Below are 23,576 nucleotides of genomic sequence, written 5' to 3'. Positions count from 1 at the left end.
TTTTGCCGGGCGCGGAAAGAGGGGGGCCTGCTAGCGCCTGGCCGGGTCTGCGGGCCTGTCCAGGGTCTTCTGCTTGAGGATATAGATGCTCACCAGGACGGCGCTGGTCAGCATAAACAGGCGGGCCCAGAACAGTGGCACCAGGTAGCTGGAGATACCGATACTCAGCCACATCAGGCCGATGGCGTAGACCTTGCCTTTGAGCGGGATGCCCTGGCCTTCGAGGTAATCGACTATCCAGGGGCCGAGCTGGCGGTGGTTGACCAGCCACAGGTAGAAGCGCTGCGAGCTGCGCATAAAGCAGGCGGCAGCCAGCAGCAGGAAGGGCGTAGTCGGCAGTACCGGGAGGAAAATACCTATTACCCCGAGCACTACACTCAGCCAGCCGATGGCCAGCAGAGCGTAGCGCGCAACAGGGTTGCGCAGTATTCGGATATCCCGCGCCATGTTATGGCGCGGTCTTAATGATGGCGCGGCTTGAGCAGCGCCGGTTTCTCTTCCGGGGCGTTGCACAGCAGAAACAAGGCGGTCAGCAGTTCCGGGATCTGCTCGACCATGCTGTCAACCAGGTCGCGATCCTGGGCGATTTCGGCAAATTCAGGCTGTTCGTCGAACAGGCCAGAGGCGACCATGATCGGCAGCAGCAGCTCGCTGACTTCGTCTTCGGCGTCGTCGAACCAGGCGGCTTCGCGCAGGAACACCCCTTCCATAAAGCCGATACACCAGCCGCGCAGGTCGGAATCGTCCGGATCTTCACCCAGGTCGAGTTCGCAAGGCACTTCCGGGTCATCGTCGCTGGCCAGTTGGCGAGCAATATGGCTCTGCAGCTGCACCAGCGTCGCTTCGACTTCTTCGCGCTCGGCGTCGCTGCGGTAATGCGGTGGTTCGGAGAACAGCGCGTCGATCCATTCGCGCTCGGGCACTTGGTCCGGGCAGATCGACAGCGCGGTCAGGTAGCCGTGGGCGGCGATGTAATCCAGTGCCTCTTCATGCAGCTCATCAGCATCGAGGAAGGCTTGCAGGCGGGAGAGTTGCTCGGCGAAGGACATCGGGGGGCTACCTTGAAAGAGTAAACGAGGATGGATTCTAGTCTAGCGCGACTTGAGCGGCCATAGCTCGCGCTAAAACCACGGGCACCGCCGGTCTTGACGCTGTTACAGATGCAAAGCCTGCCAGGGCGAGCACTTGCGTATAATGCGCCGCTCGCTTTGGAGACCCGCCATGCTCGATCACGCACAACGCATCCTTAAAGACGTTTTCGGTTACGACAGCTTCCGTGGCCGTCAGGGCGCGATTATCGAGCGCGTGGCCGGCGGCGGCGATGCTCTGGTGCTGATGCCGACCGGCGGCGGCAAATCGCTGTGCTTCCAGGTCCCGGCCCTGCTGCGTGAAGGCCTGGCGGTGGTGGTTTCGCCGCTGATCGCGCTGATGGACGATCAGGTCGCCACCCTGGATGAGTTGGGTGTGGCCGCGGTGGCGCTGAACTCGACCTTGAGCGCCGATGAGCAGCGGCTGATTGCCGAGCGAATCAAGCGCGGCGAGATCAAGATGCTCTACCTGGCCCCCGAGCGCCTGGTGCAGCCGCGCATGCTGAGCTTTCTGCAGAACCTCGACATTGCCCTGTTCGCCATCGACGAGGCGCACTGCGTGTCGCAGTGGGGCCATGACTTCCGTCCGGAATACCTGCAGCTGGGCCAGCTTGCCGAGCTGTTCCCCAATGTGCCGCGCATCGCCCTGACCGCCACCGCGGATATGCGTACCCGTGAGGAAATCGTCCAGCGCCTGCATCTGCAGGATGCCGAGCGCTTCCTGTCGAGCTTCGACCGACCGAATATCTTCTACCGCATCGTGCCCAAGGAGCAGCCGCGCAAGCAGTTGCTGAGCTTCCTCGCGGCGCGCAAGGGCGATGCCGGCATCGTCTATTGCCTGTCGCGCAAGAAGGTCGAGGAGGTGGCGAGCTTTCTCTCCGAGCAAGGTTTCCCCGCGCTGCCTTACCACGCCGGTTTGGCCAATGAGCTGCGCGCCTACCACCAGAAGCGCTTTCTCAACGAGGAAGGCCTGATCATGGTGGCCACCATCGCCTTCGGCATGGGCATCGACAAACCCAACGTGCGCTTCGTCGCCCATCTCGATCTGCCGAAATCCCTGGAAGCCTATTACCAGGAAACCGGCCGCGCCGGCCGCGATGGCCTGCCAGCGGATGCCTGGATGGCCTACGGTCTGCAGGATGTGATCTTTCTCAAGCAGATGCTCAACAACTCCGAGGGCGATGAGCGGCACAAGCGGGTCGAGCAGCACAAGCTCGACGCCATGCTGGCGCTGTGCGAGGAAACCCGCTGCCGCCGCCAGACTCTGCTGGCCTATTTCGATGAGGATATGCCGCAACCCTGTGGCCATTGCGACAACTGCACCGACGGCGTGCAAACCTGGGACGCCACCGAGCCGGCGCGCCAGGCCCTGTCAGCGATTTATCGCACCGGCCAGCGCTATGGCGTGGGGCATCTGGTCGATGTGCTGCTCGGCCGCGACAACGAGAAGATCCGCGGCATGGGGCATCAGCACCTGGCGGTGTTTGGTATCGGCAAGGCGCTGGCCGAGGGGGAGTGGCGTTCGCTATTCCGCCAACTGGTGGCGCGCGGCCTGGCTGATGTCGACCTCGAAGGTTTTGGTGGGCTGCGCTTATCCGATAGCTGCCGGCCCTTGCTCAAGGGCGAGGTAACGCTGCAATTGCGCCGTGATCTTAAGCCGCAGCAGAGCGCCAAGGCCTCCAGCAGCGCCGCCAGCCAGCTGGTGCGTGGTGAGGAGCGCGAGCAGTGGGAAGCCCTGCGCGCCCTGCGGCGTAAGCTGGCCGAGGAACACGGGGTGCCGCCCTATGTGATCTTCCCCGACGCCACCCTGCTGGAGATGCTGCGCAGCAAGCCCAGTACCCTGGCCGAGATGGCGCGGGTCAGTGGCGTCGGCGCGCGCAAGCTGGAGCGCTATGGCGAGGCCTTTCTCGCCGTGCTCGGTGGTGAGGCCGAAGCGCCGCGGGCGGTGGTCGACCTGCGCCATGAGCTGGTCAGCTTGGCCCGCGCCGGGATGACCCCGGCGCAGATCGCCGGCCAACTCGGCTGCAGCGAAAAGAATGTCTATGGCCTGCTGGCAGAGGCCATCGGCCGTCAGCAACTGTCCCTGGAGCAGGCCCTGGACCTGCCGGAGGAGTTGCTGGGTGAGATTCAGGATGCCTTTCTCGATGGTGAGGGCGAGTTGCCAGCGGTCACGGCGATCAGCGAGCGCTTTGCCGGGCGCGTCGAGCTGGGCGTGTTGCACTGCGTACGCGCCGCCCTGCAGGCCGAATTCGAGGCCTGAAGGGCAGTTGCGCTGGGCCGACGACTCGCGGCGGCTGCGTGACCGCGGGGGCTTGAGCCGCTTGTGGCTGTGGTGGCGAGCAGCTAAGGTTATTTCAGTCCTTCCCCAGTAGAGGTCTAGGTTGTCGCTCTCACATGCCTGGTTGGATGATGTTCGTTCCAGCGCCTATGCCGATCAGCTCGCCCTGGGGTTTCGCCGGCTGCGTTTCGCCCCGCCGCTTGAGCGCGAGTACCGCATAGCCCTGCGTGACGAGACCTATGACCTCAAGCGCATTGCGCTGTCCGTGGGCATGCTGATCTGGCTGGCCTTCGCCGCCTTTGACTTTGTCCTGATCAAGGCCTCCGAGGTCTGGTGGATGCTAGGTATCCGCCTGGTTGTGCTGCTGGTCCTGATCATCCTGTCCGGGCTGTTGCTGCAGCGACGGCACATCCGCTTGCTACAGCCCCTGAGCCTGGTGGCCATTCTGGCCTTGGGTGTGGGAGCCTCGCTGGTGGTTGGCCTGGCGCACCGGGTCGACCCAAGCTACCCCTACGAGGGTCTGCTGCTGATATGCATGGCGTCCTACTTTCTGGTCGGTCTGCGTCTGTGCGAAGCCCTGGCCTGTTCCCTGTTAATTCTGCTGGCCTATATCGCGGCCGAGCTGTTGATGGCCGATGTGCCCATGCCTCGTCTGATCAACAACAGCCTGTTTCTGTTGTTCGGCAACCTGATGGGCGCGGTCGGCTGCTACCTGCTGGAGTTCAAGTCGCGCGAGCATTTTCTGATCAGTCGCCTGATGCGGGTGCTGGCCGATCAGGACAGTCTTACCGGGCTGCACAACCGGCGCAGCTTCAACCGGCAGTTCGAGCGCCTGTGGCGTCAGGCCCAGCGCGAGAAGCGCAGCCTGGCACTGCTACTGTGCGATATCGATCACTTCAAGGCCTACAACGATAACTACGGCCATCAGGCTGGCGACAGCGTCTTGCAGCGAGTCGGCAGCCTGCTCCTGGATGCGGCGCGCCGGCCGCTGGACATGGCGGTGCGCCTGGGCGGCGAGGAGTTTGCCGTGCTGCTTTACGACATCGATGTGGCCCAGGCGCGACAGCATGCCGAAGCCCTGCGCCAGACCCTGCAAACCCAGGCCATCGAGCATGCCGGCTCGGATACCGCGGCGATGCTGACCATGTCGATTGGCGTGGCCTGTATCCGTCCCGAGGAGAGTGGCGCGCTGGCGCAACTTTACGAGCATGCCGACCGCGCTCTGTACGAGGCCAAGGCTTTTGGCCGCAACCAGGTGGTCGCGTAGGTTGGGGTGTGCGGCGGGCGACGAAGCCCAATCGACACAGTATTGGCCGATTTTGCCGCTGTGCTTGGCGCGCCGGGTGAATGCCTATGCGCCAGGGCCGGTGCTAGCATCCTCAGGGTTTCCCTTGAGTGAATGCCCCTTCCCATGGACCGACTGATTCAGGCCAACGGCCAGCCCCATTACGGCATCTTTGCCGCGCCCCCGGGGTTGATCAATTACCGCGATTTCGACTTCCGTTCGCCCATGGGCAGACGCCTGGGCGCGTTGGCGAAGTGGCGGCGCTTCCATCAGTTCCAGTATTTCGGCTTGATCAGCGACGAGTTGATTGGCGGCTGCGCTCTGGCCAATCTGAGCCTGGCCGGAATCGGCTTCGTCTACCTGTTTCACCCCGCCAGCGGGCGCATGATCGAGCGGCGCTTCAAGTTGCCGCTGGGCTTTGGCAGCAGCTTTTCCCAAACCCCTAACGAGGGCGTCTGCCAGTTGCGTAGCGGCCGCAACCTGCTGCGCCTGGAGAACCAGGCTGCCAGCAGGCAAAAACGTCTGTGGGTGGAACTGGACGATGGCACCCGCATCGACGCCTGTTTTTCCGAAACGGAGCCGGCGTTCCAGCCCATGTGCATCAATACCCAGGCGGGCGTCAACGGCTGGGTCTATGCGCAGAAAGTGGCGGGGGTGCGCTGCGCGGGACAGGTGCGCAGCGCCCTGGGGGATTTCGACCTGGCGCAGATCGATGCCTTTGCCCACCACGACTGGTCGGCCGGCTATATGCGCCCGGAAACCCACTGGAACTGGGCCTGCCTGTCCGGTCAGGCGGGTGCGCAGCGGGTTGGGCTGAACCTGTCCTGCGGGGTCAATGAAACCAGTTTTAGCGAAAACTGCTACTGGCTTGATGGCGAGCTGATCAAAGTCGACGGCGTGCACTTTACCTTCGACCGCGACCAGCCCCTGCAGCCCTGGCGAATCAGCTCCCACGACGGGCAGGTGGAGCTGCACTTCGAGGGCCGCGGTCTGCATCGGGAGCAGACCAATCTCGGCGTGCTGGCCAGTAACTTCAAGCAGATATTCGGCCGCTTCAAGGGTGTGCTGCGTCCAGTAGGCCGCCCGCCAGTCGCCATCGACAACCTCTGGGGCTTTGTCGAAGACCAGTATGTGAAATGGTGAAACAGATGGGCGGCGGGACGGGGCTTGCCTCCGTATGGCGGTTATGGTTAGCTGGCTAATAATTAGTTTTTTGATAGATATTAGAGCCGTTATCCATGTCGCACACCGATCAACACCGTTTTGCCATGCAAGTCGCTCAACTTTCTCGCGCCTGGCGCGCCGAACTGGACCGTCGCCTGGTCGGCCTGGGCTTGTCCCAGGCGCGCTGGCTGGTGCTGCTGCACCTGGGCCGTTTTGCCGAATTACCCACCCAGCGCGAGCTGGCGCAAAGCGTTGGCGTGGAGGGGCCGACCCTGGCGCGTCTGCTTGACAGCCTTGAGGCTCAGGGCCTGGTCAGCCGCCAGGCGGTGCCGGAAGACCGTCGCGCGAAGAAGATTGCCCTCAGTCCCCAGGCCCTGCCACTGATTGAAAAGATCGAAGCAATCTCCGCCCAGTTGCGCAAGGAAGTCTTTGCTGGAATTGATGAAGATGACCTGCGCCGTTGCCAGAAGGTCCACGCTCAAGTGTTGAGTAACCTGGAACGGCGCTGATGCAGGACGACTTGCAGGCGCTGCAGCAGCGCTTCGGCAGGCACTATCCGCAGTGGCTACTGGCCCTGCTGATGATTGGCAGTATGGCCATGGTGCTGGCCTCCACCAGCATCAATGTGGCGTTGCCGGCGATCATGGCGGACTTTGCCATTGGCCGGCCGCTGGCGCAGTGGTTGTCCACCGGTTTTCTCGCGGCCATGACCGTCGGCCTGCTGCTGGCGGCCTGGGCCCAGGCGCGTTTCGGCGCACGGCGTACCGCGCAGTCCGGTTTACTGCTGTTTATCTTGGCTTCCCTGTTGGCGCTGGTGGCGCAGGCCGCCTGGCAATTGATCGCCTTGCGCATCGTGCAGGGGCTCTGTGCGGGTGTCGTACAACCCCTGGCGATGGTGCTGATCTTTCGCGTGTTCGCCGACGGTGGTCGCGGTACGGCGCTGGGCCTGTACGGCCTGGGGGTGATGCTGGCACCCACGCTGGGGCCTGGCATAGGCGGTTATCTGATCGACCACTTTGGCTGGCACGCAGTGTTCTGGATGCCGCTGCCGATGTGTCTGCTGGCCTTGGGTGCCGGCCAATGGCTGTTGCCCAACCAGCGCGAGCGCGGCACCCCGGCACTGGATCTCGTGGCCTTTGTCTGCCTCGCTGTGGCGATCTTTGCCGCCCTCGGTACCCTGGCCGAGGCGCAGCGGTTTGCCTGGTCGCAGCCGCGGGTATGGGGGCCGTTGCTCCTGACGCTGCTGGCGCTGGTGGTGTTTGTGCTGCGCAGTCGCAGCAGCGCCAAGCCCTTGCTGCCCCTGAGCCTGTGGCGGCATGCGGGGTTTCGCAGCGCCAGCTGGGTGGCCTTGACCCTGGGGTTGGGCCTGTATGGCTCGACCTATCTGATTCCGCTGTACCTGCAAACCGTCGAGGGTTACAGCGCCGGTCGCGCCGGCCTGTTGCTGCTACCGGCCGGTGCCTTTATGGGCCTGGCTTCTTTTGCCGGCGGCTGGTTGAGCGACCGGCTCTCGACCACCCTGTTGCTGATCAGCGGGCTGCTGATTTTTGCCTTGTCTGCCGGAGGCTTGGCCTGGGTCGGGGAGGGCGCGGCCTTTATCATCCTGTGCTTCTGGACCAGCCTCGGGCGGGTCGGCCTGGGCCTACTGCTGCCGGCCCTGAGCACTGGCTCGCTGGATATCCTCAGCTCCGAGGAGCTGGCCCAGGGGGCGGGAGCCATCACCTTCGTGCGGCAACTGGGGGGGGCTTTCGGGGTCAACCTGCTGACCTTCTTTCTGGAATGGCGGCACAGCGCCGAGGGCGGCCACCCCATGGCCGAAGCGCTGGCCTTCAAGCAGAGTTTCTGGCTGGTGGCTGGGGTGTTCCTGCTGACAGTACTCGCGGCTCGCGGCGTTGTGTCGACAAAAAAATGACGAGTTCTAGTCAATATAATGTCCTTGTCGGTTTCTTGACTGCTGGCCTATGCTGCAACCTGTAATGGCTATGTGCCCAACAGCCCGCGTGCGATTGCCGAGCACCGGGTGTACTCAAGCCATGCGTCAGCCGGGTTCGACATGGAACGTATTTTCCCGATGCACGACTATGCTGTTCCTTAGGTTCTTTCCTGCGCGGGATGCGTACGTTCAGACGTATGGGGGGAGAGGCTGATGGGGCAGATTCAGCGGGAGATATTCATATGGCAAGGGTTCGTCAGCTACTGATCGGTCTGGCATCTGGCTCGGTCCTCTACTCAGGCATGGCCCCGGCGCTGGGGTTAGGCGAAATCACCCTGCATTCGGCCCTGAGTCAGCCGCTGGATGCCGAAATCGAATTGCTCAATATCGGCGACCTCAGCGATAGCGACCTGAAGGTGCGCCTGGCCCCGGCTGAGGTGTTCAGCCGCTCGGGCGTCGACCGCCTGTATTTTCTCAATGACCTGCGTTTTACCCCGCTCCTGCGCGGTGGCCGCAGTGTGATTCGGGTGGTATCGGCGCAGCCGGTACGCGAGCCCTATCTGAACTTTATCGTCGAAGTGGCGCGGCCCAGCGGACAGTTGTACCGCGAGTACACCCTTTTGCTCGATCCGCCTGGTTCGTCTTCCTACCGCACCCTGGCGGCGGCTCCGGTGTTGCCGGCCGCGGCCCCACGGCTGGCCCCGCCAGCCCCGCGCCAGGCCAGCCCCGCGCCTGTGAGCACGCCGCGTGAGTTGCCGCCTGCCGAGCAGGGTCAGCGTTATGCCGTGGTCAGCGGCGACAGCCTGTGGAAGATTGCCGCCCGCCTGCGCGCGGAGGGCAGTACACGCAGCCAGCAGGCCTTGATGAACGATATCCTGACGCTCAACCCCAACGCCTTCAGCAATGGCGACAGCAACCGTCTGTTGGCCGGGGCCGAGTTGTTGCTGCCGGATGCGGCAACCACGACTGCGGCTTCTGTCGCTGCGCCGGTCGAGGTGGTTGAGTCCGCCGCGCCTGCTGTCGCCCTGGCCACTGCGTCGAGTGAAGTACCGGTCGAAGCAGATGCCGCCTTGCTTGAGCTGGAGCAGAGCCGGGTCGACCAGGAATTGGCCAGTCAGTTGGCCGAGACTTCGCAGTTACAGCAGAGTCTGGCGCAACTAAGCCTGCAGGTGCAGCAACTGCAGGAACAGATGAGTGCCCGGGATCAGCAGATCGCTGGGTTGCAGGCCGAGCTGGCGGCGCGCCAGGCGGCTGATGCTGCTGTCGCCATTCCCGCTGTGGCGGCGCAGCCTGCGCCTGCAATGGCCGACGGTTCCCGCAGCTGGCTGGCTGCCGGCGTGGCGCTGCTGGCGCTGTTACTGGCTGGCGTGGCCGGGTTGTTCTGGCGCACCCGAGCGCGCCCGCAACAGCCCCATACGCTAGTGCCGCAGGCCCGTGTACCCGTAGTGGCCAAGGCCGCAGCAGCACCAGCGGTTGCACCGACACCCGCATCGACTAAGCCCGCGGTGGCGCTCAGTGCACGTGACGTACCCAATGCCGGCCCGGTCTGGCCGGCGGCGGGCAACGACGCCCTGCAGAGTGCCAATGTCTATATCGCCTATGGCCGTTTCGCGGAAGCCGCGGCCACCTTGCGCAAGGCGATTCAGGCGCAGCCGCAGCGCAGCGATATAGGTTTTCGTCTGCTTGAGGTGCTTGCCCAGCTCGGCGATGCCGAAGCCTTTGCCGAGCAGGAAGCCAGTCTGCGCGCAGTCGGCTTTTCGCCGGTGCGTATCGATGAGCTGAAGGCGCGCCATCCCGACCTGCTCAAGGTGGCCCCGGTGGACTTGCTCGACGATGCGGTGCTGCAGCTGGACGAGACCCAGGAACCCGCGCTGGATGAGGAACTCGACGACGGCAAGCTCAATCTGGACGACCTATCGCTGGATGCCGACTGGGATCTGGTTAGCCCGTTCTCGCCGACCGCACAGTCCACGGTTGCCGGCGTAGCGGCCAGCAAGGCGGCTGCGGGCAAACCGAGTACCTCGGACATTTTCGAGCTGTCCGGCAGCCGCGATGCCCGCAGTCCTTTTGCCGAATCCATGCTGGTGGAGGAAGCGCCCCATGACGACTGGCTCGAGGAGGAGCTGGACGAGGCCTTTGTCGAGCAACCCAAGGTGGCCAGCAGCGCCTTGGTTGGCGACCTCGACCACCTGGCGACCAACCGCGACAACCTGGCCAAACTGAACATGGCGCTGGCTTATATCGAACAGGGCAGCCTGGACAGTGCCTGCAGCATCCTCAATGAAGTCATCAACAGCGGTGACGAGAAGCAGAAGCAGAGGGCTCGCCAGCTGTTGGCCAAGATCGCCTAATAGTCTGTCGTTGCTCTGTATAGCGCCCGCTTACCACTGGTAAGCGGGCGTTTTGCTGACTGGGCCTGGCGTTGCAGGCGCTATCATGGGTTTTTCGTTATTGCCGGGGTCAGCACATGTCCAGCCACAAAGTCGAAGTCGTCATCACCTATTGCACCCAGTGCCAGTGGTTGCTACGCGCCGCCTGGCTGGCCCAGGAGCTGCTATCGACCTTTGCCGATGACCTCGCCCGCGTCAGCCTGGAACCCGCTACCGGCGGGGCGTTTCGCATCACCTGCGACGGCGTGCAGATCTGGGAGCGCAAGGCGGATGGTGGCTTCCCCGAGGCCAAGGTGCTCAAACAGCGGCTGCGCGATCAGATCGACCCCGCCCGGGATCTGGGCCATAACGACCGTTCCGCCAGCTGAGAATCTGCACACGACCTGATGCTTGGTGGCTTGCTCTTGTAGGATGCGCCGTGCGCACCAAGAAACCACTGCCTACGTAACACTTGAAGTGACATAGCCATTGCATATGGCCTGCCCCAGGCTGGCTGGCGAGCAGACCCTGGATTACCTGGCCATACGCGCCGAGAGAAAGATCGCACTGACGATCAACAGGCCTCCGGCGAGCATGCGCAGGGTCGGTACTTCGCTGAACAGCAGCCAGGCAAAGGTAATGCCGTAGATCGGCTCCAGGGCGAAAATCACTGCCGTGGTACGCGCCTTGAGTACCCGCAGGCTGGCCACGAACAGGCTGTGGGCCAGGCCGGTGCAGAAGATCCCGAGCAGCGCCATCCATAACCAGTCCTGCGCCTGCACGCTGGGCAGAGTCGGCCAGGCCAGCGGCAGAAACACCAGCAGTACCGTCAGGTTCTGATACAGCGCGGCCTGAACCGGGTCGATGCCACGGGTGCTGGCACGGTTGAGCAGAGACAACAGTGCGAATAACAGGCCGGACAGCACTGCCCAGAGCAGGCCGCCGGTGGCCTGGCTGCTGAGGTCGAAATCCGGGGTCACCAGCACCAGACCCAGGCACACCAGCAGCACCATGGCGTATTCGGCGGGGCGGGTGCGCTCGCGGAACAGCAGGCCCTCGAGCAGCACAGTAAAGGCCGGGAAGCTGGCAAAGCCGAGGGTGGCAATGGCCACGCCAGAGATATGCACGGACTCGAAAAAGCTCCACCAGTGGCCCCCCAGCAGCAGCCCGCCGAGGGCCAGTTGACCCAATTGGCGCAGGCTCAGGCGCACCAGAGCGGCCTGGCTGAACACCCGGGCGAACAGCAGCAGGGCCGCGACGGCGAAGATGGCCCGACCGGCGGAGATCATCTGCGGGGTGGTGTTGGCCAGCTTGCCGAAGATTCCGGAGAGGCCGAATAGCAGGGCCCCCAGATGGATGGCCCAGAGTGCAGTACGTTGGTTCATGCCAGGCGTGCACCGTTTAGCAGCGGCTTGTCGAAATCCTGCCATTCGATGTTTTGCATAGGCGACTCCTCGATTCTGCCGGGCAGTCTAGGTGCCTTCCCGTGCGCTTGTCTGTCTCAGGAGTCGCGGGTTTTGTCGTCAGGCTCTCGTAGCGCGGCGCAGGCGAATTAGTCAGTGCCGCGCAGTTGCCGAGGCGTAACGCCGAGATGGCGCGAAAGGGCGGCGCTAAAGGCGCTCTGCGAGCTATAGCCGACCCGCGCGGCGATCTCGCCAATTGCCAGGTTGCTGCCTTGCAACAGCTGGCGCGCCAGTTGCAGGCGACGGCTGCGCACATAGTCCATGGGCGTTTGCCCGGTTTCCGCGAGAAAACGCACATGAAAGCGCGCCGCCGACAGTCCGGACAGGCGCGCCAGGTCGCTGACTTGCAGAGGGTGCGCCGCATGCCGGTCGATATGCGCATCGAGCGCCGCCAGCGGTAGGCGTTTGGCGATATGGGCAGCGCTGTGGTCATTGGCCAGGCTGGCCAGCAGCAGGGCGGCACCCTGTTGGGCGATTACCGGGTCATTGATCGGACTGGCAGCCAGCCAGCTGACTAACTGGCTCTGTGCCGGGTTAAGGCTGACGGCGGCGGGTTTTTCCAGTAGACGGCGGGTGGCGTCCAGGTGCCGGCCCAACTGCTGCTGCAGCCAATACTCGGACGGCACGTCGAGCACCAGGCACTGGCTGCCCCGCCTGCTGCCGCAAGCATGCTGGGCATCGCTGGGCACCACGGCCAGGGTCTGCCGGGTGACCTGGCTGCCACGCCCGGCAATTTCAAAATCCAGCAGACCGCTCAGACCGAATACCAGTTGCGCGTGGTCATGGCTGTGGCTGAGCAGTTCGTGGCTGTAGTGACGCAGCGACAGCGGCGAGGACATGGTGGGCTCCTTGTGTATGCCAGCAAGTCTAACCGCAGATCAGGCTGGTGAGCTGTCATCGAACTGCCACGGCTTCGTCATGGTCGTTTCACTCGTGCCGCGCAAGCTCAAACAAACCCAGCCGGAGGTCGTCCATGACCAGCGCCCAGCTCGCCAAGCCCAGCCGCAAGCAACGTGTCCGTACCCTGTGGATTTCCGATGTGCACCTTGGCACCCGGGATTGTCAGGCCGAACACCTGGCGGCTTTCCTCAAGCGCTATCAGACCGACAAGATCTATCTGGTCGGCGACATCATCGACGGCTGGAAGCTGCGCAGCGGAGTCTATTGGCCGCAGTCGCACAGCAACGTGATCCGTCGCCTGCTGACCATGAGCAAGCGCGGCACCGAGGTGATCTATGTCACCGGTAACCATGACGAATTTCTGCGTCGTTATTCGAGCCTGATGCTCGGCAATATCCAGCTGGTCGACGAGGCCGAGCACATCACTGCCGACGGTCGCCGCCTGCTGGTGATTCACGGTGACCAGTTCGATGTGATCACCCGTTACCACCGCTGGCTGGCCTTTCTCGGCGATTCGGCCTATGAAATCACCCTGACCCTCAACCGCTGGCTGAATTATTGGCGCAGCCGCTATGGCTACGGCTACTGGTCGCTGTCTGCGTACCTCAAGCACAAGGTCAAGACCGCGGTGAACTTTATCAGCGACTTCGAAGAAGCCATCGTTCACGAGTGTGCCAAGCGCGGTTTCAACGGTGTGGTCTGCGGGCATATTCACCATGCCGAAATCCGCCCGATGGGTGATGTCGAGTATATGAACTGCGGCGATTGGGTGGAGTCCTGCACCGCGCTGATCGAGCATCTGGACGGCAGTATCGAACTCTACCGCCTGGCCGACGACCAGGCGCGGCAGGCCGCGCAGCAGGATGCGCCGGTGATTGCCGGCGAGCCGGCACTATGAGGCTGCTGATTGTCTCGGATGCCTGGTCGCCCCAGGTCAACGGCGTGGTCACCAGCCTGCAGGCCCTGGTCAGCGAACTGCGCGGCCTGGGCCATCAGGTCAAGCTGCTGTCGCCTGCGGACTTTCGTACTCTGCCGTGCCCGAGTTACCCGGAAATCCCTCTGGTGTGGGACCTCTGGCGGGTGGGCGCAGCGATTCGCGATTTTCACCCCGACTGCGTTCACCTGGCCACCGAAGGTCCCCTGGGCTGGGCCGCCCGGCGTTGGTTGGTCAAGCGCGGTCTGGCATTTTCCAGCGCCATCCATACGCGCTTTCCCGAGTACGTCAACAGCCGTTGGCCCTGGCTGCCACTGCGCTGGGGCTATGCCTTTCTACGTGCCTTCCATCGCCCCAGTCAGGCGGTGCTGGTAACCACCGAGCGTATGCGTGACGAGTTTGCCGGCTGGGGTTTCAAGCATCTGGCGCTGTGGCGCAAGGGCGTGGATACCCAGCTGTTTCGCCCACCGGCTATACCTGCGGCGGTCTCCAGTCTGGTGTTTCTGTATGTCGGGCGGATTGCCCCGGAAAAGAACGTCGAGGCCTTTCTGCGTCTCGATCTGCCCGGGGAAAAGCAGGTGGTGGGGGATGGGCCGCAACGCGCAGATTTGCAGGCGGCTTACCCGCAGGTGAAGTTCCTCGGCTACCGACATGGCGCGGCACTGGCGCAGGCATTCCAGCAGGCCAGCGTGCTGGTATTTCCGTCGCGTACCGATACCTACGGTCTGGTCATGCTCGAAGCCCTGGCCTGCGGCACGCCCGTGGCAGCGTTCCCGGTAGCCGGGCCACTGGATGTGCTGCAGGCGGGTGTTAGCGGGGTGCTGGATGAGGACTTGCGCGCGGCCTGTCTGGCGGCCCTGAGCCTGGACCGTGGGCGCTGCGCCGAGCTGGCAGCGCGGCAATCCTGGCGGGCCTCGGCGCTGGAGTTTCTGGCGCAGCAGCCGTTGCTCGATGGTGAGCTTTGTATGGGCGAGGTGCTGGTGCAAAGAGGTTAGCAATGTAGGGCGGACATGGCAGCGCCTTGTCCGCCAATTGTCGCGCCTCCATGCCTATCGGGGCGGCGGCGGACAAGCCTTCGGCATGTCCGCCCTACATAATCACCTTGTCACGTAGCTTATCGGCCGCCTGATTGAGAGCCTGGATGACCTTCTGCTTGTCGAAGTTCTGAATGCCGTTGGTGTCCAGGTACATGGAAAAGCCCGGCAGTTCGTGCTCGACATAGCTGGAGGTGGCCCCCAGGTCGCGGCGGAAGTCCACCACCTGGTAGATCTGCACCGGACGGGTAAAGCCCTTGACGTTGATCTGGCCCTTGTCGCGGCACATGATCACGTCCTTGATCAGCGAATAGGTCTCGTGGGAGATCAGGATCTCACCGGACTCGGCGGCGCTTTCCAGGCGGCTGGCAAGATTCACGTCGCGGCCGATGATGGTGTAGTCCATGCGCGTGTCGGCACCGAAGTTGCCCACGGTGCAGTAGCCGGTATTCAGACCCATGCGGATTTCCAGTGGCTTGGTGATGCCCTGGGCGCGCCACTGCTGGCGTAGCACCTTCATATGCTTGCGCATGGCGATGGCCATGGACACGGCATTCACCGCATCTTTCTTCGCGCCTTTGCTGGCCGGATCACCGAAGAACACCATGACGCAGTCACCGATAAATTTGTCGATGGTGCCGCCGTATTTCAGGCAGATCTTCGACATCTCGTTGAGGTAGGTGTTAAGCAGGTCGGTCAGGGCCTCGGCTTCCAGTTCTTCGGACAACTCGGTAAAGCCCTTGATGTCGGAGAAAAACACCGTGAGCTTCTTGCGCTGGGTCTCCAGGCGCACGCTCTTCTTGCCGGTGAAGATCGATTCCCACACCTGCGGCGACAGGTACTTGGCCAGGTTGCGCGCCAGGCGTGCGGCCTTTTCCTGTTCGCGTTTGATTTCGCTGCGCACCTGGGCCAGGCGCAGGCCCTGCTGGTGCACGAAGTAGGCGGTGATGCAGATATACAGAATGGTGAACAGGATGCTGACCAGGGCCACCACGGCCGGGGTGTTGACCTCGATCTGAGGGCGAATCAGCGCGGCGCTCAGCACGCTGCTGCTCAGGGCGACAAGGATCGCCAGTGCCATATAGCGCAGGCCGCCGACCACCAGGGAGCTGAAGCTCAGAATCAGCAGGGCCATCAGGCTCGGCACCACGGAGAAACCGAGCAGGGCCATGGCGGCCCCGGCGTGCAGGGCATCGATAAACAGCAGGCTGAGGGTGGTTCTTTGCGGATGGTCGCGCTTGAAACGCAGGCTCAGTTGGTGGGCCAGATGGGGGTAGAGCAGGGCGTAGGGCACCATCCAGAGGATGTCATAGCCGAAATGCTGGACATAGGTGCCCGCGGCAATGCTGGCGGCAATGGCGATATAGGCCAGCACGCGTGCGTAATATTCGCGCAGCGGCGATGCCGGTAGGGCGGGAAGCCGGGTCGAGGTTTGGGCATTCATGCTATGGCGGGGATCCCTGCTGAGATGCGGCGTCTCTACTGGACGTCTACGGGTCGGCAAACCTTCGTCGGGCAAGCGACAAAGGTCGGGATCATAACCAAGCGGGCAGGCATGAGCCAAGCATGGCAGCCGAATGGTGCAGTATTGGCCGTGATCGGTTGTTGGGGGGGCTAGGCCGGACCTGCGACTAGAACTTGATCCGCCCGGTAAAGGCGTCCTTGAGCATCACCCAGTCGCCCATCAGCGAATAGAGCGGGTAATCAAAGGTGGCGGGGCGGTTTTTCTCGAAGACAAAGTGGCCGACCCAGGCAAAGCCGTAACCAATCAGCGGGATGGCCAGCAGCCAGAGCCACTGCTGAGTTGCCAGGGCATAACCCAGCACACAGAGCACCAGCAGGCTGCCGACATAGTGCAGGCGGCGGCAGGTGGCGTTGCTGTGCTCCTGCAGGTAGTAGGGGTAGAACTCGGCGAAGCTGTTGTAGCGTTCTTGGGTTTCAGTGGTCATCAGGGGTCTCCTCTTATTCTTTTGACCACCACCAGGGTTGCAGCGATGGCGGCTTACTAGCAGTCTAGGTCGACTGACGCGCTGGGCCACTGACATTAGGTGCCAGTTTAGTATCCTTCCGTCGCCCGACCCAATAAGAACAAGTCATGAGTGAACGTACTACTTCATCCAGCTGGGCCTCGGGCATTGTCGCGGCCCTGGAGCTTGGCGGGGTTGATTGCCGCAGCCTGTTTGCCCAGCTGGGGCTCGACTATGCCGCCTTGAGCGACTCCGATGCGCGCTTTGCCCAGGATGCCATGACCCGTCTCTGGCACCTGGCCGTTGAAGCCTCCGGTAACCCGGCGATTGGCCTGAATATGGCGAAGATTCTGCGGCCATCATCCTTCAACGTGGTTGGCTATGCGGTGATGAGCAGCCGCAACCTGCAGGAAGGCTTTGCCCGTCTGGTGCGTTATCAGCGGATTATCGGCGAGGGTGCCGACCTCAGTTTTCATCCCACTTCCGAGGGCTATGAAATGCTTCTGGCGATCCACGGTGATCGCCTGCCATCGGCGCGGCAAAGCGCCGAGGCCTCGCTGGCGCACTCCCTGGCATTCTGCCGCTGGCTGACCGGCAAGCCGCTGCGTCCACGCCTGGTGAGTTTGATGGGGCCGGCTCCGGAGAATCTGCTGCCTTATGAAGAGGTGTTCCAGTGCCCGCTGAAATTCAATGCCGAGAATTACGCCTTGCTGTTTGAACGGGCCGATCTGGATGCCCCGCTGCCGTCGGCCAACGAGGCGCTGGCGCAGCTGCATGACCGCTTTGCGGGCGATTACCTGGCGCGGTTTTCCGGTACGCGGGTGACCCATCAGGTGCGTCAGGTGTTATGCCGTCTGCTGCCCCAGGGCGAGCCTAAACGCGAAGCGGTGGCGCAGGCGCTGCTGCTGTCCGAACGTACCTTGCAGCGGCGTTTGCAGGATGAGGGCACCAGTTACCAGCACCTGCTTGACGACACGCGCCGCGAGCTGGCCGGCCAGTACCTGGGGCAGGCCAATCTGACCTTGCTGGAAATTTCCTACCTGCTGGGCTTCTCCGACCCGAGCAACTTCTTTCGCGCCTTTCGTCGTTGGTTTGACACCACGCCGGGTGAGTACCGCGCGCGCCTGTAGCGGCGCGCTTAGTGTCGCCAGAACGCCGGCAGCATCAGCACCAGCACGGTAAGGATTTCCAGGCGGCCGAGCAGCATGCCGAAGGTCAGCAGCCATTTGGCAGTATCCGGCAGGCTAGAGAAGTTGCCCGCCGGGCCAATGATCGGGCCCATACCGGGGCCAACGCCGGAGACGGTGCTGGCCGCGCCGCTGAGTGCGGTGATCCAGTCCAGCCCGCAGAGCGTCAGGCCCAGGGCCAGCACGGCGATGGTGATGGTGAAGAAGAACGAGAAGGTCAGGATCGAACGGACGATGTCTTCATCCAGATGGTGGTGGTTGTATTGCTGCTTGATCACCGCGCGCGGGTGGATCAGCTGCATCAGGTTGGCCCTGAGCAACACGTAGGCCACCTGAAAACGGAATATCTTCAGCCCGCCAGCGGTTGAACCCGAGCAGCCGCCGATAAACCCCAGGTAGAAAAACAGCATGCCGGCAAAGCCGCCCCACAGCGTGTAATCGCCAAGGGCAAAGCCGGTGGTGGTCATGATCGAGGTGGTGTTGAACGCCACATGGCGAATCGCTTCGAGCCAGTGCAGTTCGGTGCTCAGGTAATACCAGGTGCCGAGCAGCAGCCAGGTGCTCAGCAAAATACCGAGAAAGCCACGCACTTGCTGGTCCCTGATCAAGGCCTTGTAGTTGCCGCGCAGCATCGAGGCAAACAGCACGAACGGCACACTGCCGAGGATCATCAGCGCGATGGTGACCCAGTGCACCGCCGGCTCGGTCCATTTGCCCAGGGATTGATCCGAGGTGGAAAACCCGCCGGTGGCGATGGCTGACATGGTGTGGTTGATCGCATCGAACCCGCCCATGCCCGCCGTCCACAGCGCCAGGCAGCCGAGCAGGCTAATGCCCAGATAGGCCGCGATCATGTATTTGGCGACCATATGCGAGCGCGGCATGATCTTTTCGGAACGGTCCGATGATTCAGTCTGGAACAGGCGCATACCGCCGATACGCAGCATCGGCAGAATCGCCACGGCCATGGCGATAAAGCCGATACCGCCGAGCCAGTGCAGCAGTGAGCGCCAGATCAAAATCCCCGGCGACATGCTGTCCAGCCCGGTCAGCACCGTGGCACCGGTGGCGGTGATGCCCGACATGCTTTCAAATACCGCGTCGGTCACGCCCATGTGCTGGGAGAACATAAAGGGCAGGGAGGCGAACAGCCCCACCAGTATCCAGCTGGACACCGTCAGCAGGTACATGTCGCGCGGGCGCAGCTGCACATCCTTGGGCCGGCCCTGAGCGATCAGCGCGATGCCCGTGATAAAGGTGATCAGGCTGGACCAGAGAAAGGCGTTGAGTTCGTCAGGCCGCGCAAACAGCACCAGGGTCAGCATGGGTACGGCCATGCTGATCGCCAGGGTCAGAAGAAAAATGCCATTGATAAACGCGATGATCCGTAAGGTCGGCCAAGCCATCTAAGCGGGTTCCGTTGCAGTAATAGCAAATGTCTAGGTTATCGGGCTTGCTCGCTTGACGCACAGCCGATTTCGCTTAGTGTCGCCAGAATGCCCGAGTTACCAGCACCAGTACGGTAAGAATTTCCAGGCGACCGAGCAGCATGCCAATAGTCAGCAGCCATTTGGCCGCATCCGGCAGGCTGGAGAAATTACCCGCCGGACCGATGATCGGGCCCAAACCAGGGCCCACGTTGCACACCGCGGTCGCTGCGCCGGTCAGCGCTGTTACCCAGTCCAGGCCCAGCAGAGTCAGGCCAAGGGCGATCACGCCGATGGTGATGGTGAAGAAAAACGAAAAGGTGATCAGCGAGCGAACAATCTCCTCGTCGAGGTTGTGATTGTTGTACTGCTGCTTGATCACCGCGCGCGGGTGCACCAGTTGCTGCAGGTTGGCGCGCAGCAGCACGTAGGCCACCTGGAAGCGAAAGATCTTCAGGCCGCCGGAGGTGGAGCCCGAGCAGCCGCCGACAAAGGTCAGGTAGAAGAACAGCAGCACGGCGAAACTGCCCCAGGTGGTGTAATCGCCCAGGGCAAAGCCGGTGGTGGTGACCACCGAGGTGACATTCACCGCGACGATGCGAAACGCATCCAGCCAGCTGTTATCCGAGTGCAGCCACAGCCAGGTGCCGAACACCAGCCAGGTGGCCAGCAAAAAGCCGAGAAAGCCGCGTACCTGATGGTCCTTGAACAGCGCTTTGCGATTGCCGCGCAGGGTGGCGACATACAGGGTAAAGGGCAGGCCGCCGCAGATCATCAGCACCACCGCCACCCAGTGCACGGCCGACTGGCTCCAGTTGGCCAGGGAGGAGTCCGAGGTCGAATAGCCGCCGGTGGAGATCGAGGTCATCGCATGATTGATCGCATCGAAGGGCGTCATGCCGGCCAGCCAGAAGCCGAGAAAACCGATCAGGGTCAGGCTCAGGTAGATAAACAGGATGTATTTGGCCGCCATATGCGAGCGCGGCATGACCTTCTCGCCCCAGTCGGAGGATTCAGTCTGGAACAGGCGCATGCCGCCGACTCGCAGCAGCGGCAGAATCGCCACCGCCATGCCGATAAAGCCGATACCGCCGAGCCACTGCAGCATAGAGCGCCAGATCAGCAGACCAGGGGAGGCCTGGTCCAGGCCTACCAGCACGGTTGAGCCGGTGGTGGTAACGCCGGACATGGTCTCGAAGAAGGCGTCGGTGTAGCTGATGTGGTGAATCAGCACCATCGGCAAGGCGGCGAAAATGCACACCACCAGCCAGCTGCCGGTGGTCAGCAGGTACATGTCGCGCGGGCGCAGCTGCGCTTCCTTGGGTCGCCCGGGGATGACCATGGCGATGCCTGCCGCGGCGGTTACCAGGCTGGACCAGAGAAAGGCATTGAGGTCGTCCGTGCGCGAATACAGCAGCAGCGTCAGCATGGGGATCAACATGCTGACGGCCAGGGTGATCAGGAAGATGCCGAGAATAAAAGCAATGATGCGCAGTGTCGGCAATGACATGGGGTCGGCTCGGGCTCTGTGGCGCAAAGGGGCGTTATTCTACGCGCGCTGCAGCCGCTGTACAGCCGCCACAATGCGCGCTTTACAAGCGCTTGGCGCTGCATAGAATAGCCGCCAGGTGCCGGCCCTTGCCGGTTTCTGAGCCCGCCAAATCATGTCCAATAGCAATCCTTGTCTTAGCTGTGGCGCCTGCTGCGCGCATTTTCGTGTGTCATTTTTCTGGGGTGAGTGCCAATCGGCGGGTGGTGTGGTGCCCGATGATCAGGTTGTGCTGATCACCCCGCATCGTGTCGCCATGCGCGGCACGGAGCACAAGCCCGTGCGCTGCACGGCCCTGCTCGGTGAAGTCGGCCAGGGGGTGCGCTGTACGCTCTATGAGCAGCGCTCCAGCACCTGCCGCGAGTTTGAGGCCTCCTGGGGCAATGGCGAGCACAATCCGCATTGCGATGCGGCGCGCAGTGCACACGGTTTGCCTCCTTTGATGCCGCCGGTATTGCCCAGCGTTTCGCCTGAACGGGTGGCCTGAGAACCTGTGCGGATTGCCCACCGGCAGCGCGCAGGCACTAGAATGGCCGTCTGTTTCAATTGCCGAGGTGGCTGATGGACGCTCTTGATGCGTTGCTAAACCGTGTTTCCGCGCCGCGCTTGATTGCGCCGGCCCCCGATACTGCGCAGCGTGAGCTGTTATTTCGCGCCGCTCTGCGTGCGCCTGACCATGGCCAGCTGCGGCCCTGGCGTTTTCTCACCGTTGAAGGCGATGCGCTGACGCAGTTGGGCGAGCTGTTTGCCAGTGCCTTGCCCGCCGATGCCAGCCCAGAAGCTGTGACCAAGGCGCGCGCCATGCCGCTGCGTGCGCCGTTGCTGGTGGTGGTGATTGCCCGCGTACAGGCCAACCTGAAAGTGCCCGCGCAGGAGCAAGTACTGGCCGCCGGCTGTGCTGCCCACGGCATTCTGTTGGCTGCCCATGCGCAGGGCATTGGTGCGGTCTGGCGCACCGGTGATATGGCCTACAACCCGCAGGTCGCTACCGGACTGGGGCTGAACGCTGATGAACAGGTGATTGCCTACCTCTACCTCGGCACCCCGGAGCGCGAGTTGCGCGCGGTGCCACAGGTGCAGGTCGGTGATTTTGTCAGGGCCTGGCCTGCGGCGCAGTGAGTGGCAAGCGCAGGGTGGCGATAAAGCCGCCTTGCGTATGGTTGCTCAGTTCCAGCTGGCCGCCATGCCGCTCCGCCGCGCGGCGCGCGATGGCCAGGCCCAGGCCATGACCGCTGCTGGTCTGGCCCGGGGCGCGGAAGAAGGGTTCGCCAAGGCGTGCCAGCAGCTCGGGGGCCGCACCAGGGCCGTGGTCACGTACGCTCAGGCATAGCTGCTCAGCGTTTCTGCTGGCGGTCAATACGATGGGCTGGCCAACTGGGTTGAAGCGCAGAGCATTGCGCAGCAGGTTGTCCATTGCGCGTTGCAGCATATCCGGCCAGCCGTTGAGCTGCAGGCCGCTTTCCAGCTGAATCTCGATCTGTTGCTCTGGAGCGTCCAGGCGCGCGTCTTCCTGCAATTTGTGTAGCAGTTCGTCCAGGTTGATCGGCTGCGCCGCGCCGGGTTCGGCGTCGAGGCGGGCGAGGGCGAGGATTTCACTGATCAGCGCTTCCAGGCGGTCGCATTCCTTGCTCAGGCGCGGCCAGTACTTCTCCCGTTCGCTGACCTCTGCCCGTTCGGTCAACGCCAGGGCGATGCGCAGGCGTGCCAGCGGTGAGCGCAGCTCATGGGACACATCGCGCAGCAACTGGCGTTGGCTGCTGATCAGGCCTTGCACGCGCTCGCCCATGCGGTTGAAGTCGGCCGCCAGTACGCCGAGTTCATCACGTCGCTGGGCCAGGCGTGCCAGGCTGTTCTGTTGATAAGCGGTTTGTCCCAGGTCATGCACCGCGCCGCGTAGGCGATTCAGTGGGCGGGTGATGGAGAGCGTCAGCCAGAGGCTGAACAGGGTCAGCACCACTAGGGCGATGCCCAGTGCGCTCAGTGGCCAGAGCCGGCTTTCACGCTGCCAGGCGGCGACTTCGGGATTCGGGATGCGGTAGATAAACAGATAGGTTTCGCCGCTGTGCGGGCTGTTGTAGTCGTCATTCAGGCGTCGCCAGGGCAAGCGCTTGGGGTTTTGTGCGCGGGCTTCGAAAGCCGCCGCACGGGGCGGGAAGGTGCCGCGTACCAGGGGCTGGCCGTTCTCGCCGAGCACCTGCACGTTGATACGAAACACTTCTTTGCGCTGCTCCAGGAACGCCTGAGCGGCCTGAGGGCCCTGTTGTTCATAGCGCTGCGTCCAGCCTTCGGCCAGCCCTGCTACGGCGGGATGCTGACTGAGCAGCCAGGCGTCCTGGTTGAGCATGCGCCCAAGCAGCATGGACAGCCCGGCAACCAGGGCAATAGCCAGCCAGAAGCTGGCAAAGATGCGCCAGAACAGTGACCGCACGGTGGCTCCTTAGTAGTTAATGGCTGTGGTGAAAACGGTTACGCCCATCAGGCTTTGCAGCCTGATGGGCGTATGACCGCTTGGTCGGGTTAGTTCTTCTTCGCCTGCTCGGCCTGCCAGGCTTTGAATGCCAGACGTTCGGCGCGACGTTCCTGCATTTTCTTCTGGTGCTCGTCGAAGGCTTTCTGCTGCTCGGGCTTGAGCAGGGCGCGGACGGCGCTGTGCTGCTTGTCCTTGGCGGCTTTCAGTTCGTCCTGCATGGCTTTCTGTTCAGCAGCCGGCAGCTTGTCCAGATAGCGTTTGGTGATGTCATGGCGGCCTTTCATCTGCTCGCCCATCAGCTTACGGATTTCGCGGTGCTGCTCCTGGCTCAGGTCGAGCTCTTTGAACATGCGCGAGCCATGTTCACCATGATGGCCGCCGCCGTGACGCGGGCCGCCTTCGGGCATGGCCATGGCCAGGCTCGGCAGGGTCAGGGCGAGCAGTACTGCGGTAAGGGTCTTGCGCATGATGTATCTCCTTGTCTGAAACCGGTTGATACCGGATGAGCCCAGTCTAGGGCGGTCAAGG

At 62.9% G+C, this 23,576-nt stretch carries 22 protein-coding genes; 12 read left to right on the top strand and 10 right to left on the bottom strand.

Annotated elements, in window-relative coordinates; all coding sequences use genetic code 11:
* Positions 1–30: 30 nt before the first annotated feature.
* Both VMP31_RS03915 and VMP31_RS03910 read right to left on the bottom strand, forming a co-directional pair.
* The gene (locus VMP31_RS03915) at positions 31–447 is read right to left on the bottom strand and encodes a YbaN family protein (RefSeq protein WP_325504281.1); all 417 of its coding nucleotides are present in this window, start codon (positions 445–447) and stop codon (positions 31–33) included.
* 14 nt (positions 448–461) lie between these two features.
* Entirely contained in the window at positions 462–1,049 is a 588-nt protein-coding gene (locus VMP31_RS03910; RefSeq protein ID WP_325504279.1) for a YecA family protein, read from the bottom strand.
* 172 nt (positions 1,050–1,221) lie between these two features.
* Here VMP31_RS03910 and recQ point away from each other — a divergent pair, with 172 nt between their 5' ends.
* From recQ to VMP31_RS03875, 7 genes are all read left to right on the top strand, one after another.
* The gene (recQ, locus tag VMP31_RS03905; protein ID WP_325504277.1) at positions 1,222–3,348 is read left to right on the top strand and encodes a DNA helicase RecQ; all 2,127 of its coding nucleotides are present in this window, start codon (positions 1,222–1,224) and stop codon (positions 3,346–3,348) included.
* A 121-nt stretch (positions 3,349–3,469) separates the two neighbouring features.
* Positions 3,470–4,633, top strand: a complete 1,164-nt coding sequence (locus tag VMP31_RS03900; protein ID WP_325504275.1) for a diguanylate cyclase — start codon at positions 3,470–3,472, stop codon at positions 4,631–4,633.
* Positions 4,634–4,777: 144 nt separating this feature from the next.
* On the top strand, positions 4,778–5,794 hold the full coding sequence (locus VMP31_RS03895; RefSeq protein WP_325504273.1) for a DUF2804 domain-containing protein: 1,017 nt from the start codon (positions 4,778–4,780) through the stop codon (positions 5,792–5,794).
* A gap of 95 nt (positions 5,795–5,889) precedes the next feature.
* Positions 5,890–6,324: a MarR family transcriptional regulator gene (locus VMP31_RS03890; RefSeq protein ID WP_305625059.1), complete on the top strand. Its 435-nt coding sequence runs from the start codon at positions 5,890–5,892 to the stop codon at positions 6,322–6,324.
* Positions 6,324–7,727, top strand: coding sequence for a DHA2 family efflux MFS transporter permease subunit (locus VMP31_RS03885; protein ID WP_325504270.1), 1,404 nt, complete (start codon positions 6,324–6,326; stop codon positions 7,725–7,727). The genes VMP31_RS03890 and VMP31_RS03885 overlap by 1 nt, the downstream gene beginning before the upstream one ends.
* A gap of 263 nt (positions 7,728–7,990) precedes the next feature.
* Positions 7,991–10,099: a FimV/HubP family polar landmark protein gene (locus tag VMP31_RS03880; RefSeq protein ID WP_325504268.1), complete on the top strand. Its 2,109-nt coding sequence runs from the start codon at positions 7,991–7,993 to the stop codon at positions 10,097–10,099.
* A 116-nt stretch (positions 10,100–10,215) separates the two neighbouring features.
* Positions 10,216–10,506, top strand: coding sequence for a SelT/SelW/SelH family protein (locus VMP31_RS03875; protein WP_325504266.1), 291 nt, complete (start codon positions 10,216–10,218; stop codon positions 10,504–10,506).
* A 144-nt stretch (positions 10,507–10,650) separates the two neighbouring features.
* On the opposite strand, the gene VMP31_RS03870 is transcribed toward VMP31_RS03875, so the two are convergent.
* Complete coding sequence (locus VMP31_RS03870) at positions 10,651–11,502, bottom strand: DMT family transporter (protein ID WP_325504264.1); 852 nt, start codon at positions 11,500–11,502, stop codon at positions 10,651–10,653.
* A 167-nt stretch (positions 11,503–11,669) separates the two neighbouring features.
* Entirely contained in the window at positions 11,670–12,419 is a 750-nt protein-coding gene (locus VMP31_RS03865; RefSeq protein ID WP_325504262.1) for an AraC family transcriptional regulator, read from the bottom strand.
* 134 nt (positions 12,420–12,553) lie between these two features.
* On the opposite strand from VMP31_RS03865, the gene VMP31_RS03860 reads away from it, so the two are divergent.
* Both VMP31_RS03860 and VMP31_RS03855 read left to right on the top strand, forming a co-directional pair.
* Complete coding sequence (locus tag VMP31_RS03860; protein WP_325504260.1) at positions 12,554–13,378, top strand: UDP-2,3-diacylglucosamine diphosphatase; 825 nt, start codon at positions 12,554–12,556, stop codon at positions 13,376–13,378.
* On the top strand, positions 13,375–14,409 hold the full coding sequence (locus tag VMP31_RS03855) for a glycosyltransferase family 1 protein (RefSeq protein ID WP_325504258.1): 1,035 nt from the start codon (positions 13,375–13,377) through the stop codon (positions 14,407–14,409). Before VMP31_RS03860 ends, VMP31_RS03855 begins: the two co-directional genes overlap by 4 nt.
* Positions 14,410–14,503: 94 nt before the next feature.
* Here VMP31_RS03855 and VMP31_RS03850 read toward each other — a convergent pair whose 3' ends face one another.
* Complete coding sequence (locus VMP31_RS03850; protein ID WP_325504256.1) at positions 14,504–15,892, bottom strand: adenylate/guanylate cyclase domain-containing protein; 1,389 nt, start codon at positions 15,890–15,892, stop codon at positions 14,504–14,506.
* A 187-nt stretch (positions 15,893–16,079) separates the two neighbouring features.
* Entirely contained in the window at positions 16,080–16,397 is a 318-nt protein-coding gene (locus tag VMP31_RS03845; protein WP_325504254.1) for an Mpo1-like protein, read from the bottom strand.
* Between the two features lie 146 nt (positions 16,398–16,543).
* Here VMP31_RS03845 and VMP31_RS03840 point away from each other — a divergent pair, with 146 nt between their 5' ends.
* Positions 16,544–17,545, top strand: a complete 1,002-nt coding sequence (locus VMP31_RS03840; protein WP_325504252.1) for an AraC family transcriptional regulator — start codon at positions 16,544–16,546, stop codon at positions 17,543–17,545.
* A gap of 8 nt (positions 17,546–17,553) precedes the next feature.
* Here VMP31_RS03840 and VMP31_RS03835 read toward each other — a convergent pair whose 3' ends face one another.
* Both VMP31_RS03835 and VMP31_RS03830 read right to left on the bottom strand, forming a co-directional pair.
* Positions 17,554–19,008 (bottom strand): TrkH family potassium uptake protein, encoded by a 1,455-nt coding sequence (locus tag VMP31_RS03835; RefSeq protein ID WP_325504250.1) that lies wholly within the window; start codon positions 19,006–19,008, stop codon positions 17,554–17,556.
* Between the two features lie 76 nt (positions 19,009–19,084).
* On the bottom strand, positions 19,085–20,539 hold the full coding sequence (locus tag VMP31_RS03830) for a TrkH family potassium uptake protein (protein WP_325504248.1): 1,455 nt from the start codon (positions 20,537–20,539) through the stop codon (positions 19,085–19,087).
* A 154-nt stretch (positions 20,540–20,693) separates the two neighbouring features.
* On the opposite strand from VMP31_RS03830, the gene VMP31_RS03825 reads away from it, so the two are divergent.
* Both VMP31_RS03825 and VMP31_RS03820 read left to right on the top strand, forming a co-directional pair.
* Positions 20,694–21,065: a YkgJ family cysteine cluster protein gene (locus VMP31_RS03825; RefSeq protein WP_325504246.1), complete on the top strand. Its 372-nt coding sequence runs from the start codon at positions 20,694–20,696 to the stop codon at positions 21,063–21,065.
* A gap of 74 nt (positions 21,066–21,139) precedes the next feature.
* Positions 21,140–21,697: a nitroreductase family protein gene (locus VMP31_RS03820; protein ID WP_325504244.1), complete on the top strand. Its 558-nt coding sequence runs from the start codon at positions 21,140–21,142 to the stop codon at positions 21,695–21,697.
* On the opposite strand, the gene VMP31_RS03815 is transcribed toward VMP31_RS03820, so the two are convergent.
* Both VMP31_RS03815 and VMP31_RS03810 read right to left on the bottom strand, forming a co-directional pair.
* Positions 21,672–23,006, bottom strand: a complete 1,335-nt coding sequence (locus VMP31_RS03815; RefSeq protein ID WP_325504242.1) for a HAMP domain-containing sensor histidine kinase — start codon at positions 23,004–23,006, stop codon at positions 21,672–21,674. The genes VMP31_RS03820 and VMP31_RS03815 overlap by 26 nt on opposite strands.
* Before the next feature lie 89 nt (positions 23,007–23,095).
* Positions 23,096–23,515, bottom strand: a complete 420-nt coding sequence (locus VMP31_RS03810; RefSeq protein ID WP_325504240.1) for an LTXXQ domain protein — start codon at positions 23,513–23,515, stop codon at positions 23,096–23,098.
* Positions 23,516–23,576: the final 61 nt, after the last annotated feature.

This window comes from Pseudomonas sp., assembly GCF_035512415.1.
Taxonomy (GTDB): domain Bacteria; phylum Pseudomonadota; class Gammaproteobacteria; order Pseudomonadales; family Pseudomonadaceae; genus Aquipseudomonas.
Note: the sequence above shows the minus strand (reverse complement) of the source record. Positions and strands in the feature narration are given on the sequence as shown.

Coding starts and splice junctions, on each gene's coding strand:
- VMP31_RS03915 (WP_325504281.1), bottom strand. CDS start 447: ATGGCGCGGGATATCCGAATACTGCGCAACCCTGTTGCGCGCTACGCT.
- VMP31_RS03910 (WP_325504279.1), bottom strand. CDS start 1,049: ATGTCCTTCGCCGAGCAACTCTCCCGCCTGCAAGCCTTCCTCGATGCT.
- recQ (WP_325504277.1), top strand. CDS start 1,222: ATGCTCGATCACGCACAACGCATCCTTAAAGACGTTTTCGGTTACGAC.
- VMP31_RS03895 (WP_325504273.1), top strand. CDS start 4,778: ATGGACCGACTGATTCAGGCCAACGGCCAGCCCCATTACGGCATCTTT.
- VMP31_RS03890 (WP_305625059.1), top strand. CDS start 5,890: ATGTCGCACACCGATCAACACCGTTTTGCCATGCAAGTCGCTCAACTT.
- VMP31_RS03885 (WP_325504270.1), top strand. CDS start 6,324: ATGCAGGACGACTTGCAGGCGCTGCAGCAGCGCTTCGGCAGGCACTAT.
- VMP31_RS03880 (WP_325504268.1), top strand. CDS start 7,991: ATGGCAAGGGTTCGTCAGCTACTGATCGGTCTGGCATCTGGCTCGGTC.
- VMP31_RS03875 (WP_325504266.1), top strand. CDS start 10,216: ATGTCCAGCCACAAAGTCGAAGTCGTCATCACCTATTGCACCCAGTGC.
- VMP31_RS03870 (WP_325504264.1), bottom strand. CDS start 11,502: ATGAACCAACGTACTGCACTCTGGGCCATCCATCTGGGGGCCCTGCTA.
- VMP31_RS03865 (WP_325504262.1), bottom strand. CDS start 12,419: ATGTCCTCGCCGCTGTCGCTGCGTCACTACAGCCACGAACTGCTCAGC.
- VMP31_RS03860 (WP_325504260.1), top strand. CDS start 12,554: ATGACCAGCGCCCAGCTCGCCAAGCCCAGCCGCAAGCAACGTGTCCGT.
- VMP31_RS03855 (WP_325504258.1), top strand. CDS start 13,375: ATGAGGCTGCTGATTGTCTCGGATGCCTGGTCGCCCCAGGTCAACGGC.
- VMP31_RS03850 (WP_325504256.1), bottom strand. CDS start 15,892: ATGAATGCCCAAACCTCGACCCGGCTTCCCGCCCTACCGGCATCGCCG.
- VMP31_RS03845 (WP_325504254.1), bottom strand. CDS start 16,397: ATGACCACTGAAACCCAAGAACGCTACAACAGCTTCGCCGAGTTCTAC.
- VMP31_RS03840 (WP_325504252.1), top strand. CDS start 16,544: ATGAGTGAACGTACTACTTCATCCAGCTGGGCCTCGGGCATTGTCGCG.
- VMP31_RS03835 (WP_325504250.1), bottom strand. CDS start 19,008: ATGGCTTGGCCGACCTTACGGATCATCGCGTTTATCAATGGCATTTTT.
- VMP31_RS03830 (WP_325504248.1), bottom strand. CDS start 20,539: ATGTCATTGCCGACACTGCGCATCATTGCTTTTATTCTCGGCATCTTC.
- VMP31_RS03825 (WP_325504246.1), top strand. CDS start 20,694: ATGTCCAATAGCAATCCTTGTCTTAGCTGTGGCGCCTGCTGCGCGCAT.
- VMP31_RS03820 (WP_325504244.1), top strand. CDS start 21,140: ATGGACGCTCTTGATGCGTTGCTAAACCGTGTTTCCGCGCCGCGCTTG.
- VMP31_RS03810 (WP_325504240.1), bottom strand. CDS start 23,515: ATGCGCAAGACCCTTACCGCAGTACTGCTCGCCCTGACCCTGCCGAGC.